The organism is Novosphingobium sediminis, assembly GCF_007991615.1.
Lineage (GTDB): Bacteria > Pseudomonadota > Alphaproteobacteria > Sphingomonadales > Sphingomonadaceae > Novosphingobium > Novosphingobium sediminis.
The window spans coordinates 246,194-260,055 of the sequence record NZ_BJYR01000012.1; the positions used below are offsets into that span (position 1 = coordinate 246,194).

At 63.7% G+C, this 13,862-nt stretch carries 16 protein-coding genes; 4 read left to right on the top strand and 12 right to left on the bottom strand.

Annotated elements, in window-relative coordinates; all coding sequences use genetic code 11:
* The first annotated feature begins 73 nt into the window (after window positions 1-73).
* Together NSE01_RS09590 and NSE01_RS09595 are read left to right on the top strand one after the other, a co-directional pair.
* Entirely contained in the window at window positions 74-619 is a 546-nt protein-coding gene (locus tag NSE01_RS09590) for a carboxymuconolactone decarboxylase family protein (RefSeq protein ID WP_058456592.1), read from the top strand.
* 69 nt (window positions 620-688) lie between these two features.
* A complete protein-coding gene (locus tag NSE01_RS09595; protein WP_147159359.1) occupies window positions 689-1,060 on the top strand; it encodes an SPW repeat domain-containing protein in 372 nt (123 codons plus the stop codon).
* A 287-nt stretch (window positions 1,061-1,347) separates the two neighbouring features.
* On the opposite strand, the gene NSE01_RS09600 is transcribed toward NSE01_RS09595, so the two are convergent.
* Window positions 1,348-1,917, bottom strand: a complete 570-nt coding sequence (locus NSE01_RS09600; RefSeq protein ID WP_147159360.1) for a cytochrome P460 family protein — start codon at window positions 1,915-1,917, stop codon at window positions 1,348-1,350.
* A gap of 101 nt (window positions 1,918-2,018) precedes the next feature.
* On the opposite strand from NSE01_RS09600, the gene NSE01_RS09605 reads away from it, so the two are divergent.
* Together NSE01_RS09605 and NSE01_RS09610 are read left to right on the top strand one after the other, a co-directional pair.
* Complete coding sequence (locus NSE01_RS09605) at window positions 2,019-2,960, top strand: AraC family transcriptional regulator (RefSeq protein ID WP_147159361.1); 942 nt, start codon at window positions 2,019-2,021, stop codon at window positions 2,958-2,960.
* A gap of 348 nt (window positions 2,961-3,308) precedes the next feature.
* Entirely contained in the window at window positions 3,309-4,202 is an 894-nt protein-coding gene (locus NSE01_RS09610; protein ID WP_147159362.1) for a LysR family transcriptional regulator, read from the top strand.
* Here the strand turns inward: NSE01_RS09610 and NSE01_RS09615 are convergent.
* Genes NSE01_RS09615 through trbB form a run of 11 tightly spaced genes read right to left on the bottom strand, consistent with a single transcriptional unit; the run spans window position 4,190 to window position 13,731 of the window.
* Window positions 4,190-4,417, bottom strand: a complete 228-nt coding sequence (locus tag NSE01_RS09615) for a DUF2274 domain-containing protein (protein WP_147159363.1) — start codon at window positions 4,415-4,417, stop codon at window positions 4,190-4,192. The two genes, NSE01_RS09610 and NSE01_RS09615, sit on opposite strands and share 13 nt — an antisense overlap.
* On the bottom strand, window positions 4,414-5,586 hold the full coding sequence (locus NSE01_RS09620) for a TraB/TrbI/VirB10 family type IV secretion system protein (protein WP_147159364.1): 1,173 nt from the start codon (window positions 5,584-5,586) through the stop codon (window positions 4,414-4,416). Before NSE01_RS09620 ends, NSE01_RS09615 begins: the two co-directional genes overlap by 4 nt.
* On the bottom strand, window positions 5,583-6,548 hold the full coding sequence (gene trbG, locus NSE01_RS09625; protein ID WP_147159365.1) for a P-type conjugative transfer protein TrbG: 966 nt from the start codon (window positions 6,546-6,548) through the stop codon (window positions 5,583-5,585). Before trbG ends, NSE01_RS09620 begins: the two co-directional genes overlap by 4 nt.
* Window positions 6,545-7,228, bottom strand: coding sequence for a conjugal transfer protein TrbF (gene trbF / locus NSE01_RS09630; protein WP_147159366.1), 684 nt, complete (start codon window positions 7,226-7,228; stop codon window positions 6,545-6,547). Before trbF ends, trbG begins: the two co-directional genes overlap by 4 nt.
* Window positions 7,229-7,233: 5 nt before the next feature.
* Complete coding sequence (trbL, locus tag NSE01_RS09635; protein WP_147159367.1) at window positions 7,234-8,553, bottom strand: P-type conjugative transfer protein TrbL; 1,320 nt, start codon at window positions 8,551-8,553, stop codon at window positions 7,234-7,236.
* Between the two features lies 1 nt (window position 8,554).
* Window positions 8,555-8,881 carry a putative entry exclusion protein TrbK-alt gene (gene trbK-alt / locus NSE01_RS09640; RefSeq protein ID WP_147159368.1) on the bottom strand — a complete coding sequence of 109 codons (327 nt, stop codon included), beginning with the start codon at window positions 8,879-8,881 and terminating at the stop codon, window positions 8,555-8,557.
* Window positions 8,882-8,885: 4 nt separating this feature from the next.
* Complete coding sequence (trbJ, locus tag NSE01_RS09645; RefSeq protein ID WP_371863208.1) at window positions 8,886-9,620, bottom strand: P-type conjugative transfer protein TrbJ; 735 nt, start codon at window positions 9,618-9,620, stop codon at window positions 8,886-8,888.
* Window positions 9,621-9,649: 29 nt separating this feature from the next.
* Window positions 9,650-12,139 carry a conjugal transfer protein TrbE gene (trbE, locus tag NSE01_RS09650; RefSeq protein WP_147159370.1) on the bottom strand — a complete coding sequence of 830 codons (2,490 nt, stop codon included), beginning with the start codon at window positions 12,137-12,139 and terminating at the stop codon, window positions 9,650-9,652.
* A gap of 4 nt (window positions 12,140-12,143) precedes the next feature.
* Entirely contained in the window at window positions 12,144-12,419 is a 276-nt protein-coding gene (locus NSE01_RS09655) for a VirB3 family type IV secretion system protein (protein ID WP_147159371.1), read from the bottom strand.
* Window positions 12,419-12,748 carry a TrbC/VirB2 family type IV secretion system protein gene (locus tag NSE01_RS09660; protein ID WP_443093806.1) on the bottom strand — a complete coding sequence of 110 codons (330 nt, stop codon included), beginning with the start codon at window positions 12,746-12,748 and terminating at the stop codon, window positions 12,419-12,421. The genes NSE01_RS09655 and NSE01_RS09660 overlap by 1 nt, the downstream gene beginning before the upstream one ends.
* On the bottom strand, window positions 12,748-13,731 hold the full coding sequence (trbB, locus tag NSE01_RS09665) for a P-type conjugative transfer ATPase TrbB (RefSeq protein ID WP_147159373.1): 984 nt from the start codon (window positions 13,729-13,731) through the stop codon (window positions 12,748-12,750). The genes NSE01_RS09660 and trbB overlap by 1 nt, the downstream gene beginning before the upstream one ends.
* Window positions 13,732-13,862: the final 131 nt, after the last annotated feature.

A 13,862-nucleotide genomic window follows, 5' to 3' on the forward strand; every position in this document is an offset into this window, starting at 1 on the left:
GGCACCAATCTGCACCGATAACAGCCGATAGAGGCGTTGTGCAAGCCCGCACTGACCAACAGAGGAAACGCAAATGCCCCGCATCAACCCCGTAGAACTCGCCACTGCCGACACCGGCGTCCAGGCCACCCTCGGCGCTGTTAAGGCGAAGATTGGCATGGTCCCGAACCTTTTTGCGACCTTCGCTCATGCTCCTGCCGTGTTGAATGGCAACCTCGCCTTCGCAGATGCACTGGGAAGTGGTGTGCTGACCGCTGCACAGCGCGAAATCGTTGCGCTTGCCGTCGCCCAGTACAACAGCTGCCACTATTGTCTGTCGGCGCACACGCTGCTCGGGAAAGGTGCCGGCCTTTCGCCAGAGGCTATCCGCGCCGCCCGTCTGGGCAAGGGCCAAGATCCCCTCGACGATGCGATCGCGACGCTTGCCTTGCGCATCGTTGAAACACGCGGTCAGGTGAGCGACAGCGATCTGTCAGCAGCCCGCCTTGCCGGCCTCGACGACGCCCGCATCGTCGAAATCGTCGGTAACGTCGCGCACAATGTTCTGACCAACTTCATGAACAACGTCGCCCAGACCAAGATCGATTTCCCGGTCGTCGATGTGGCGGTTGCGGCCTGATCATAATGCGTGCGGGCCGGTGCAGGACATCGGCCCGCTCCTCAATCACTTCCATAGGGAACCCTTGCCATGAAACTGCAATTCCTTACCCCTGCGCTGCATGGCGTGCTTGACTATGTCGCCGCTGCCGCCCTTATTGCGCTGCCATTCCTGCTCGGCTTTCAGGGTATTGAGCTTTGGCTCTCTGTTGCCGGTGGGGCGGGCTTGATTGCCTACAGCCTGCTCACTGACTATGCATTCGGTGCGGTCAAGCTGGTGTCGTTCGATGCACACTTGTTGCTCGATCTTGCCGCAGGAGTAGCCTTCATTGCCGCGCCATTCTTGCTTGGCTTCACCGCTCTGGCTTCGATCTACTACCCGGTTATGGCAGCTGGCGTGATCGCGGTGGTTACCCGTACCTCGCGAGCCAACCAATCAGGCCGAAAGAACGCCGCTGCCTGAGCACGTCTATCAAGGACACAAGAGTTGTTATCAACAATGCCACCCTGCATGCCCCGATCACGGCATGCAGGGTTTGCCACGTCTGGAGTTTGGCGCTCCACGACCTGAGCCATAGCCCAACGCCCTCAGCGCCATGATCCAGTCGACAGAAAAATTACGCGTACGGAACTCAATTCCTCACTATTCTGACCTTTGCAGAATCAGCCAACAGCGTTGAGCCCGTGAAAGCGGGCCCGCTTGTCGCAAGGCGAGGCGGTGTGCGGATCCCAACAGAGGCACCGCTCCGCTTATTTCTTGAGCACCGGATAGCCATCGACATAAATCGAGTCAGTCGCATTGGCTGGCAAGTGGCAAGTCAGACAATCGGTCTTGTAATCGGTCGATTTCGTCTTGGTCGGGGCGCCCTGATCAAACCATGCCCAGCCCCAGCCGTCGCCCCACAACTTGTTGTCGGGATGGCTGTTCTTGCTGTCCTTCACCATAACGAACCAGCCTTTCAAGGCTTTCGTATGGCTGACAGTGCCCGTTGTCATTGGTCCCGTCGTCGCCTCGAACACCTCTTTTACTAGCGTCGTGCCGTCCGCGAACGTGCCGGTAGCGCGATGCCCGGCTGCAGCACCGGGCGAGGCATAGACGATATGCATCTCCTTTGATCCGGGTGTGCCATCGGCCGCCACAGCCCAAGTGCCGAGATATTGATAGGTATCACGATAATCGGCAGGTACGCGCAAGGTGCCTGCGGCGTCAGCGCCGCTATTGGTGGTTCCTTTTTCCGCTCTCGTTTCGGTCGCCTCGCTACACCCGGCCAACAAAAGCGCCGAGGCTGCAAACAGCAGCGAACCCTTCGGAATGTGCATGAGATATCTCCCTGTTGACGTAGGCATTCGCTAACGCAATGCTTGTCTCTTCATGATGAAAGCCATGTAGATCAAATATTTGTGCAGAAGGGCTCTTTCTCTTGTCCAAACGTCTCTTGTCGCGAATCGACCTTGATGCGCTGTTCGATCAACTGCGTGTCGAGCCGATCGCTTTTTCCGAATGCTTCATTGCCCCCGCTTGGGCGTTGGCCTTTTCAGCCACCCCGGCATCAGGTCTTCACTATGTGTTGCATGGCGAAGGTGAACTGGTGTTAGGGTCGGGCGCGCCTGTTCCCTTCGGCCCGGAAACGCTGCTTGTTACCCCGCGGGACACCCCTTACCGCATCCAGGCGCGGCCTACTCCAGAGGCACGGACAGGTTGTGGGGGTGTGGTCGCGGTAACCATCGACCTTGGACAACCCACACTGAAGCGCTGGCAGGCAGGAAGTGACGAGCCAGCGCTGAAGATCGTCTGCGGCCATTTCCGTGCAATACAGGCTGGCGATCGCGACCTGTTCGGTGCGCTTGATGCACCGGTGGTGGAGCATTCCGGCAAAGATAGTGTCGGCAGTCTGATGCCATTGATCCGCACCGAACTCAGTGGGAACAACACGGGCGGCCGGACGATGGCCGCAGCGATGCTGCGCCAGGTTTTGGTGATACTGTTGCGCCGCGGGCTCGCCGAACAGCAGAGTTGGCTTGGTGCGCTTGATCTGGTTAGCGATGAGCAGGTGATGCGTGCCTTCAGCGCCATGGTGCATGAGCCCGGTGCGGCGCACAGTGTGATGTCCCTGGCGCAGCTGGCATGCTTAAGTCGGTCGGCCTTCATTAAGCGGTTCCAGGCGTCGTTCGGACACCCTCCCGCCACAGTGCTGCGCGAACTGCGCTTGCTCGCTGCGGCAGACCGGTTGCTGCGTAGCCGCGCATCCGTCGAGCAAGTCGCGCGCGGCGTGGGCTATGCGAGCCCAAGCAGTTTTTCGCGTGCCTTTACCACGCGTTTCGGCGTTAACCCGGCGGCATATCAGGCGAGCGCCGAAGAATGAGGCGCTTGATCTCCGCACAGATAAATCTCTTGCGGCTAACGTGTTGTTTTATTCATTTTGGCGGAGGCATATAATGTAAATGTTGAAAAAAAATTGTGGCGAAACGCGAACATAGGTGTTCGCCTAGTCGCTCGTCTCAACAAATGAAGATCCGTATGAAATTGTGAAGTAATGGCCTGATGTAACATAAGCGGTTGCGTTGTGCTCCCATAATTCAATCGGGCCGCGCCATAGCATCGCGCAGCGGTTGTTCGTCGCTCGATGTAGCTTGGATAAAGGAACCTAGGGGCTTCGGGCTTTTGGTGATAGCGCGAAGCACGGGGATAAAGATAAGGGTCGCAAAGCCTTATGATCGAAGTGCGTCAGCTCAGATTTGCGGTAGCCACCGCCGATGCCCAGAATTTCTCACGCGCCGCCGAAGCAATGCGCATCAAGCAATCGACCTTGAGCAGACGAATAGCCGCCCTGGAAGCGCGCCTCGGGATCAAGCTCTTCGAACGAAGCACGCGCGGCGCGATACCGACCGAACAAGGCAAGGCGTTCCTCAGTGTTGCCCGGCGCATTCTCACCGATATCGACAATCTTCAGACGACAGCCCGCGCGGTCAGCTATGGTGAGGAAGGTCGGATCGCGGTCGGCTTTTCTGCGTCATTGATGGCCGGCAACATGCGTGCGACCATTGGCGAGTACATGCGGCGTCATCCCGACATTCAGTTTGACGGGATCGAGGCCGATCCCGAGCGGATGCTCAGCGACCTGAAGGCACGGATCATTGACGTGGCTCTGATGCCGTCAGACGCACACGACGCTGGCATCTCGCGGCGCTCCGCCTGGTCGGAGCGATTGCTTGTCGCTTTGCCGAAAGACCATCAACTCGCCAAGTCGGATGGGCTTCACTGGAGTGATTTGCGCCGACTGGTTTTCGTGCTGCCCAGCCAAGGCGTAGGCCCCGCAATGGCCCGCAATCTGAAGCGTCGATTGTCAGATCAGGGCTATCGAGCCCACCTGATCATGCAGGACACCAGCCTCGGAAGCGTTCTGAGCACGGTCCCGTTCGGCCGGTACATTACGCTTGCCACCGAAGCCTCGATCGGGGTGCAATGGCCGGAATTGACGTTTCTCGAAATCATGGACCAGGGCGGCCCTGCGCGGCTCGACTATGCGTTCTACTGGCGCGAGGATAACGATAATCCAGCTCTGAAGCGTTTCTTTGAACTGATCAGCGAACGCTACCCGGCCTGACCCGAGCGCCGCAATCTGGCGAAGGACCGGTCGTTGGCGATGAAGCGCTCGATCATAGGCGGGATCAGTCGCTCGGGTGATGGAGCATCTTTGGTATCGCCGCCGTTGATCGCCAAGCCATAGGCGAGCAGTTCACGGTGAAGTCGGGACGAGAGCTCGACGGTTACTTTGACTGGCTTTTCGTCGGCCAGATCGGCCAATTTCAATCGGGTCATGACCCGCCTCCCAATATCAGGTCGCGTGTCACCAGCACGCGCACCGGAAAACCCGGACGGATCGTCAGTGTCGGCCGGACATCGAGCTCACGGCTGACCACCTGATCGCCTGCGCGGCCGATGCTGTCCTGCGAACCGCGGCGCAGCGCCCGGGTGAGATTGTCGTCATTGCCAGCGCCAAGCTCGCCGCCAACACCCAGCAGGGTCGAGACCAGCGCCGCCCGCAGAACGCCGCCCCAATGGAAGTCTACCCCGTCTTGCAGCCCGGCAAAGCCGGATGGGTCGCCGCCGGGTTGGCGTTCGAGCACGATCGACCGGCCATCGGGCAGGATCAGCCGGTTCCATGCGAGCTGTACCCGGCGCTGGCCGAAAGATACGTCGGCATTATAGTCGCCGATCAGCCGGGACCCCTGGGGGATGAGCAGGATGCGGCCGGTGACGCTGTCATAGACAGGCTCGATGACCTGCGCGGTGACCTGACCCGGAAGATCGGAGCGGATCCCGGTGATCAGTGCCGCAGGAATGATGCTGCCCGCCTGCAAGACATGGGTGCCTGCGGGCGGTTCGATCCGACTGACTGACACCGTCCGGCGCTCGACGGGGCGCTCGGCAAAAGCAGGGCGCGGCGCCTCGGCAGCGAGCTGCGGCACTGCAGGCGGGTTGCCAGCGCCCGCAATCGCAGATCCATCGCTCACAGCAACTCCTCCCGCGCCGCCGCCAAAGAACAGGCGGCTCTCGCGCGCAGCGCTGCGTTCCTGCAACAACCGCTGCCGTTCTGTCTCGGCTGCCGTTTGCGCGGGCGCTGGCGCAGGGCCTGCGGGCGGCGCAGCGCCAATCGGCGGAAGCTCGGCAACGTCCCCACGCTGTTGTGCCGCCAGGATCGGCGCGCCGAGATCGCCGGGCAGGGGCGGGCCAAGCTTGGGGACATCACCATAGTCGCGAGGGGCATCGGCCAATGCATCGGGCCGCGCCGCGCCTTCGGTGTTGAGCAACTCCTCGCGCTCGGCCTGGCTCGCGGGCTGCAGGGCATAGATCAGCGCACCGCCGACAAGGGCAAAGCCGCAGGCCGAAGCAATACCGATGGCCTTGCGCGACAGCCGCATGACGCGCGGCGGATCGCCGCGCAGCTTGACCGCCTCTTCTGGCGTTTGAGCAGCTTCGTCGCTCATGACGGCGTCCTCCGGCGTTCCTTGCGGATCTCGACGCGCTGCTGCGAACGGCGGTCACCAAGGCGCAGTTCGGCGCGCTCGAGCAGCCGGTCGACGATCATGAAGCGGCCTGACACGCGGTAGTTGAGGAGCTCGGCCTGATTGCCTTCGCCAAGCCCGAACAGCGGCGGCATCTGCCCTTGCGCAACGCTTTCGGGAAACTCGATGAAAGTCTGCCGCCCGTCATCGAATACGCGCACCGGTCGCCACGCAGGCCGATCGCCAGACAGACGATAGGCAAAATTGAGCGCCTCGACCGGAATATTGGCAGCAATCGGCGCGGCGCGCGCCTCGGCTTCCTGCGCCTGTTGCAAGGCGATCAGTTCGTCCTGCGGATAGGTCCAGGAGACCGACGCCATGTAGACCGACGGATTGGCGCGCAGCTCGATATGATAGGTGCGCCGGTCGGTATTGATGACGAGGTTGGTGGTGATGTCCGAGCGGACCGGCTTGACCAGAATGTGGACGCGGGCAGTGGCCCCGCGCCCGCTTACGGTGTCGCCGATCAGCCAGCGCACGGTGTCACCGGCAGCGACAGGTCCAGCGCCAACCAGCTGCTCGCCTTCCTGCAGAGCAATGTCGGTCACCTGTCCCGGAGCGGCATAGACCTGATAGAGCGCGCCGGGCGCCCAGGCATAGTTCTGGATCGCGTTGATGAACTGCTCGCCCTCGGGCTGCACGCGCGCTGCAGCGTTTGCCGCTCCCACCCGATCCCGGGGCAAGGATGGGGGGGAGCGGCGCGCGGCGGGGGAGGGGGCTCGCCGCGATTCGGATTGGGTCTGCTTTGTTGCGCTGGTCCCCGCATCGATGACCACTGGCGCCGGTTCTGAGGCGACCACCTGGGCTGAAGCCGGACAGGCGGTTGTTCCAAGCAGGATGGGCAGGAGGGTCACCGCAAGGCGACCGGGAATGGGCGAGATCATGAGCCGAGTTCCTTTGACCAGTTGATGGCATTGACGAAAATGCCGAGCGGGTTCTTGCGCAGGGCATCGGGCGTGCGCGGGATCTGGACGGTGATCGTCAGGATCGCGGTCCAGCGACTGGTCTCGGCGAGGCTCCCATCGCGGTAGCGGCGCTCGACCCAGGCAACGCGGAAGCTGGTCGGCGAGGCGCGGATGACGCTGGTGACATCGATCCCGACCTGCTCGCGGCCTACAGCCGCGAAGGGATCGTTGGTCCGGGCATAATCGTTGAGCACCAGCGCGCCGCGGTCGGTGACAAAGTCATAGGCGCGCAGCCAGTTCTGGCGGACGATGATCGGATCGTCGGGAATGCTGCGCACCTGCTCGATAAACCGCGCCAGGTGGAATGCGATCTGGGGGTCGCTCGGGTCAAAGTCGCTGACCGCAGGGGCGACGGCCTGGGCTTCGCCAAGCTTGTCGACCTGCACCACCCAGGGGATGATCGATCCCTGCGAACCCTGCCAGACGATCCCCGCGGTGAGACAGGCGGACAGGCCGAGTGCGCCGAAAAAGGCATAGCGCCAGCTTCGCGCCTGTATCCGCGCCGAGCCGATGCGCTCGTCCCAGACCTGCGCTGCGCGCTGGTAGGGCGTTTCCGGTTCGGGGGTCTTGCCGTAGCGGATTGAGGGTCGTCGGAACATGTGCGTCAGTCCTTTTCTGAGGTGTCGACCGAGGCGCCGCCGCCGTGGCTGTCGCCCGATTTGAGCGTGTGGGCAGCGATGCTCGCGCCGTGTGAGATCGTCTGCCGGTCCTTCATCGCCTTCGCCCACGCGGGCTGGCCCTGGTCGGCAGCGGGAGGCGGCGATGGCGGGGGCGTGTTCGGTCCAGGCGCAACACTGCCACCCGTCTTGGTGATGGCGTCGCGGCTGCCCTCGCGGAAGGATTGCTTCACGCCGTCACCGGCCTTGCGCAGCGGCGATGTTGCAGCGCTGGCGGCATATTCGCCGACGGCACGCGCGCCGCCTGCCACTGCTGCGCCGCCCGACTTGCCTGCAGAGCCAAGGGCGTAGGCCATGGTCGCGCCGCCTGCGGCGCGCGACGTTCCTTGCGCGACATTGGAGGCCGCACTGGCCACCGCGCCGCCCGCCAGTTTTGCACCGGCGACGGCGCCTGCGGCAGCGCCGCCAGCGAGAAGCGCGGTGCCGGCTGCGGCGCCTGCGCCAAGCTGCGGCCCGCCCGAGACAATGCCATTGGCAATCCCGGGTCCGAAAATACCGAGGCCAAGCAGCGCCAGGCTCGCCAGCACGATCGATAGCGCGTCCTCAATCGTGGGTTCGCCCGCGATGGCAGTTGTGAACTCGGAAAAGATGGTCGAGCCGATGCCGACGATCACCGCGAGCACCAGCACCTTGATGCCCGATGAGACGACATTGCCGAGCACCCGCTCGGCCATGAAGGCGGTCTTGCCAAACAGGCCGAACGGGATCAGCACGAAGCCGCAGAGCGTTGCCAGCTTGAACTCGATGAGCGTGATGAACAGCTGGATCGACAGAATGAAGAAGGCGATGATGACGATCGCCCAGGCGATCAGCAGGATGACGATCTGCAGGAAATTCTCGAAGAAGCTGACAAAGCCGAGCAGTTCGGAAATCGACTCTAGCAAGGGATAGGCGGCATCGAGCCCCACTTGCGCGACGCGGCCGGGCTGCAGCAGTTCGGCCGCTGTAAACCCGGTGCCACTGGCTTTGAGGCCAAGCCCGGCGAAGCTCTCGAACACGATGCGTGCAAGGCTGTTCCAGTTGCCAATGATGTAGGCAAAGATGCCGACAAAAAGGGTCTTCTTGACCAGGCGCGCCAGGATGTCGTCCTGCTCGCCCCATGACCAGAATAGCGCTGCCAGCGTGACATCGATGACGATCAGCGTGGTTGCGATGAAGGCGACTTCGCCGCCCAGAAGGCCGAACCCGCTGTCGATGTAGCGCGAGAAGATGTCGAGGAAGCGGTCGACGACGCCAGTGCCACCCATGTCAGCGATCCCCCGCCATTTCGAGGGTGGGATCCCCGCTGTTGTCAGCCACAGGGGGTACGACCGCCGCATCACGCTCGGCTTGCCCCAGGAACCGGCGGCGTTCCGCTGCCCAGGCTGCGGTGCAGATATCGACCGATGCCGCCTCAAGGCCGAGCGCTGCGCAATAGGCGAGGGTGGCTTTTGCATGGTCTCCGGCGTCATGTGCCGCAACGATGACACCGCCTGGCTGCGGCGCAGGCTCTTCGCGCAATTCGAGCACGGCCATGGTGATGGCAATGGCGACGAAGGCGCCGGCCCCAATCCGCGCGAAGAGCTTGCTGTCCATTGGCTCAGTTCCCGAACAGCCGGGCATTGCCCGGGACGTAGGGGCGGCGATCGCCGAGGAAGCGGCGCAGCTGTTCGCGTGCCTGCGCCTTGGCTGCCGCTTGTGCAGCGGCGTCGAGCGATTGTGCCCGCGCGAGCGAGGTGACCGTGGCGGTCAGGTCCGCGAGTTGCTGTGCCTGCACCGCCAGCAGCTGATTGCCAGCCTGAGCGGCCTGAAGCGCGCCGGTTGCCGACTGGCTTGAGCCAACAAGGCTGTCGATGGCGCCGCGCGTGCCGTCGATGTTGCCAACCACTCCGGCCTGAACCCGCAAGGCATCCTCGAACGCGCCGACGCTGTTCTGCCACCGGGCCTCGGCGCCCTGGACCAGCATGCGCTGCGGACCCGTCATCGCGCCCGCGCGATAGTTGTTCTGGAACTCGCGTTCGATCTGACGGACGTCGTAAGCCACGCGCTGCGCCTCCCCGAGCAAGGCCTGCGTCTGCCGGATCTGCGCCTGCAGCGGTTCGAGCACGGTCAGTGGCAGCGATTGCAGATTGCGCGCTTCGTTGACGAGCGAGGTGGCCTGATTCTGGAGCTGCCGGATCTGGTTGTTGATCTGCTCGAGCGTGCGCGCGGCGGTCAGGATGTTCTGCGCATAGTTGCGCGGGTCGAACACCACGCCGCCGATCTGGGCGCTGGCAGCGGTCGGCAGCATGGCGCCGACGCTGACCGAGAGAACTGCGGCACCGGCTGCGAGCATCGAGACGAATTTACGGGCTTTCATGGGCACTACTCCTGGGGTTGGTCCGGCATGGGGCCGGGCTGGGGACGAGGTTGGGGAAGGGTAGTGGGAGCGGGCAGCAGCTCGGCTGCCCAGGCAAGGCCGCGATGGCGCAGCCAGCGCGCCGCAAAGTCGGCGCAGCCGTGCGCCGCCGTGATCGCATCGATCGCGAGTTGGTCAGCCTTTGATGAGGTTGCGGTGAACGCGAGCGCGACTTCGCCAAGGCCAAGTTCGAACAGTCGGTTGCCGCGCGCCGATTGGCAGTAATAATCGCGCTTGGGCGTTGCCCGGGCGATGATCTCGATCTGCCGGTCATTGAGGCCGAAACGGCGATAGATCGCCAATATCTGCGGCTCGACCGCGCGTTCGTTGGGGAGGAAGATGCGGGTGGGGCAGCTTTCGATGATCGCGGGCGCAATCGCGCTGGTCTCGATGTCAGCCAGGCTCTGGGTCGCGAAGACCACGCTCGCATTCTTCTTGCGCAACGTCTTGAGCCATTCGCGCAATTGTGCGGCAAAGGCCGGACTGTCGAGGACGAGCCAGCCCTCGTCGATGATGATCATGGTCGGCGAGCCGTCGAGCCGGCCTTCGATACGGTGGAACAGGTAGGAAAGCACGGCAGGCGCTGCGGCCGAGCCCGTCAGCCCTTCGGTCTCGAAGGCCTGAAAGCTGGCCTCGCCCAGATGTTCGCTCTCGGCATCGAGCAGCCGCCCGAACGGCCCGCCGATGCAATAGGGCGCGAGCGCCTGCTTCAAGGCCTGCGATTGGAGCAGGACGGCCAACCCGGTGAGCGTGCGCTCGGCCATGGGCGCGGTGGCGAGCGAGGTCAGCGCCGACCAGAGATGCTCCTTGGTCGCGGGATCGATGGTTATGCCTTCAGCAGTAAGGATCGCCTGAAGCCATTCGGCCGCCCAGTTGCGTTCTGCCGGTTCGTCAATCCGCGCCAGCGGTTGCAACAGCACCGCGCCAGCGCTTTCCTCGGCCAGGCCGGAACCGGTCAACGAGTTGCCGAGGTCCTGCCAGTCCCCACCGCATGCGAGCGCAGCTGCCCGGATAGAGCCGCCGAAATCGAAGGCAAAGACCTGGGCGCGACCATAACGCTGAAACTGCAGCGCCATCAGCGCGAGCAGCACCGACTTGCCTGCTCCAGTCGGACCGACGATCAGCGTGTGGCCGACATCGCCAACATGGAGCGAAATCCGGAACGGGGTCGAGCCTTCGGTCCGCGCATAGAATAATGGGGCGGCATTGAAGTGATCGTCCCGTTCCGGCCCGGCCCACACGGCAGACAGGGGGATCATGTGGGCAAGGTTGAGCGTGGAGATCGGCGGTTGCCGGACATTGGCGTAGACATGGCCGGGGAGCGATCCGAGCCAGGCCTCGACCGCGTTCATGCCTTCGACGATCACGGTAAAGTCGCGGCCCTGGATGACCTTCTCGACCAGACGCAGCTTCTCCGCAGCCAGCGCCGGATCCTCGTCCCACACCGTCACCGTCGCGGTGACATAGGCCTGGCCGACAAAATCCGATCCAAGCTCCTGCAGAGCGGCATCGGCATCGGCGGCCTTGTTCGAGGCATCGCTATCGAGCAGCGTCGAGGCCTCGTTAGTCATCACTTCCTTGAGGATGCTCGCGACCGACTTGCGCTTGGCGAACCACTGGCGCCGGATCTTGGCGGTCAGCTTGGTGGCATCGGTCTTGTCGAGCATCACCGCGCGGGTCGACCAGCGATAGGCAAAGGCGAGCCGGTTGAGCTCGTCGAGCAGACCCGGGAAGGTGCTGCTGGGAAAACCGACCACGGTCAGCGTGCGCAGGTGCGCGCGGCCAAGGCGCGGTTCGAGCCCGCCGGTCAGCGGCTCATCGGCCAGCACCGCGTCGAGATGCATCGGGGTTTCGGGAACGCGGACGCGGTGACTGCGCGTTGAAACGCAGCTGTGCAGATAGGTCAGCGTCTCGCCGTCATCGAGCCACGCCACCTCGGGCACAAAGCCATCGATCAGACGCAGCAGGCGCTCGGTGCGGTCGACAAAGAGGTCGAGCAGCTCCTTGGGATTGATGCCCTTTTCGGCCTTGCCCTCGTAGAGCCAGCTTTCGGCGCGGGCAGCGTCTTCGGCGGGCGGCATCCACAGCAGGGTCAAGAAATAGCGGCTTTCGAAATGTGCGCCTTCTTCGGCAAACTGCGCGGCGCGTTCACGCTCGACCAGCGCTGAGGCCGGGTCGGGAAAGTCGCTATCCGGGTAATCCAGCGCCGGGCGGCGCACCGCCTCAACGAAAATGGCCCAGCTTGAACCCAGTCGCCGCAGCGCGCTGTTGAGCCGCGCGGTCGTCGCTATCAGCTCTGCGGGCGTCGCGCTGTCGAGATCGGGACCGCGAAAGCGGGCCGAGCGCTGGAAGCTGCCGTCCTTATTGAGCACGACGCCGGGTGCGACCAGCGCTGCCCAGGGCAGGAAGTCAGCAAGGCGGTCGGCCCTGTTCCGATATTCGCGAAGCGAGAGCATGGGCTCAGACCCTTAGAAACGTGGGAAAGCGCAGATGCCGCCGCGCGACATCGACAAATTGCGGATCGCGCCGCGCCGCCCAGACCGAGACCAGATGACCGAGCGCGAAGGTCACCACCCCGGCGATCCACAGGCGCAGGCCAAGCCCGATCGCGGCCGCCAGCGTCGCATTGGCGATCGCGAGCCCGCGCGGTGCGCCGCCAAGCAGGATATGCTCGGTCAGCGCGCGGTGAACCGGAACGACAAAGCCGGGCACGGCTTCCGGTGGTGCAGTCTCCATCACACCAAAGCCCCGCCGCCGAATGAGAAAAACGACAGGAAGAAGGAGGAGGCGGCAAAGGCGATCGACAGGCCGAACACGATCTGGATCATCCGTCGCGCCCCGCCCGAGGTGTCGCCGAAGGCCAGCGCCAGGCCAGTCGCAATGATGATCATCACCGCGACAATCTTGGCGACCGGGCCCTGAATGGATTCGAGGATCGACTGGAGCGGCGCTTCCCACGGCATCGACGAGCCCGCCGCATGAGCAGGTCCGGCGATTGAAAGAGCAACGAAGCCGCCGAGCACGGCAGCGGAGAGGCGGGCACGGGCGCGCGATAGGGTCTGGATCACGATGAAACTCCTGTGGCTGGGGGTGTGATGGGGAGAATCTGGTAGTCGCCGCGATCATCGAGGCCGGCGACCTCGGCGAGTTCGGCAAGCCGCCGCCCGGTGCCGTCGCGGACCAACACAGCGATGACATCAATGGTCTCGGCGATCAGCGCGCGCGGCACAGTGACCACGCTTTCCTGGATCAGCTGCTCCATGCGCCGCAGGACCCCAAGCGCGGATCCTGCGTGGATCGTGCCGACGCCGCCGGGATGGCCGGTTCCCCAGGCCTTGAGGAGGTCGAGCGCTTCGGCCCCGCGCACCTCGCCGATCGGAATTCGGTCGGGCCGCAGGCGCAGGGCAGAGCGGACCAGGTCGGAGAGCGTGGCAACGCCGTCCTTTGTGCGCAGCGAGACGAGGTTGGGCGCGGCGCATTGCAGTTCGCGGGTGTCCTCGATCAGGACCACGCGGTCGTCAGTCTTGGCGACTTCAGCCAGCAGCGCGTTGGTGAGGGTGGTTTTGCCGGTCGACGTGCCGCCAGCGACCAGGATGTTCTTCCGGGCCGCAACGGCGCGAACCAGCGCGTCCGCCTGCCATGGAGACATGATCTCCGCTGCAACGTAATCTGCGAGCGTGAACACCGCGACGGCGGGCTTACGGATCGCGAAGCTCGGCGCTGCCACCACCGGCGGCAGCAGACCTTCGAAGCGCTCACCCGTATCGGGAAGCTCGGCCGACACCCGCGGCGCCTTGGCATGAACCTCGACTCCGACATGATGCGCCACCAAGCGGATGATCCGCTCGCCATCGGCAGCACACATCTCGCTCCCCGTATCGGCGATCCCGGCTCCGAGACGGTCGATCCACAGCCGCCCGTCAGGATTGAGCATGACCTCGATCACCGAGGCATCTTCAAGCCAGGCGGCGATCTCCGGTCCCAGCGCCGTGCGCAGCATGCGCGCTCCGCGCGACGATGCTTGCGACTGGATGGGGATGACGCTCATGAATTGCCTCGTGTCGGCGAGGCAACCGATCATCGGCTGCGCTCGTGAGGCAGATCAAAGAGACATTAGATTGCATGGACGCAACAGCTAGATTCCTTGAGCGAAGCCTAGCGAAGATTGAGAAAGGAATG

Bases quoted from the DNA above. Each gene is read 5' to 3' on its own strand.
- NSE01_RS09590 (WP_058456592.1), top strand. From the start codon at position 74: ATGCCCCGCATCAACCCCGTAGAACTCGCCACTGCCGACACCGGCGTC.
- NSE01_RS09595 (WP_147159359.1), top strand. From the start codon at position 689: ATGAAACTGCAATTCCTTACCCCTGCGCTGCATGGCGTGCTTGACTAT.
- NSE01_RS09600 (WP_147159360.1), bottom strand. From the start codon at position 1,917: ATGCACATTCCGAAGGGTTCGCTGCTGTTTGCAGCCTCGGCGCTTTTG.
- NSE01_RS09610 (WP_147159362.1), top strand. From the start codon at position 3,309: ATGATCGAAGTGCGTCAGCTCAGATTTGCGGTAGCCACCGCCGATGCC.
- NSE01_RS09615 (WP_147159363.1), bottom strand. From the start codon at position 4,417: ATGACCCGATTGAAATTGGCCGATCTGGCCGACGAAAAGCCAGTCAAA.
- NSE01_RS09620 (WP_147159364.1), bottom strand. From the start codon at position 5,586: ATGAGCGACGAAGCTGCTCAAACGCCAGAAGAGGCGGTCAAGCTGCGC.
- trbG (WP_147159365.1), bottom strand. From the start codon at position 6,548: ATGATCTCGCCCATTCCCGGTCGCCTTGCGGTGACCCTCCTGCCCATC.
- trbF (WP_147159366.1), bottom strand. From the start codon at position 7,228: ATGTTCCGACGACCCTCAATCCGCTACGGCAAGACCCCCGAACCGGAA.
- trbL (WP_147159367.1), bottom strand. From the start codon at position 8,553: ATGGGTGGCACTGGCGTCGTCGACCGCTTCCTCGACATCTTCTCGCGC.
- trbK-alt (WP_147159368.1), bottom strand. From the start codon at position 8,881: ATGGACAGCAAGCTCTTCGCGCGGATTGGGGCCGGCGCCTTCGTCGCC.
- trbJ (WP_371863208.1), bottom strand. From the start codon at position 9,620: ATGCTCGCAGCCGGTGCCGCAGTTCTCTCGGTCAGCGTCGGCGCCATG.
- trbE (WP_147159370.1), bottom strand. From the start codon at position 12,139: ATGCTCTCGCTTCGCGAATATCGGAACAGGGCCGACCGCCTTGCTGAC.
- NSE01_RS09655 (WP_147159371.1), bottom strand. From the start codon at position 12,419: ATGGAGACTGCACCACCGGAAGCCGTGCCCGGCTTTGTCGTTCCGGTT.
- trbB (WP_147159373.1), bottom strand. From the start codon at position 13,731: ATGAGCGTCATCCCCATCCAGTCGCAAGCATCGTCGCGCGGAGCGCGC.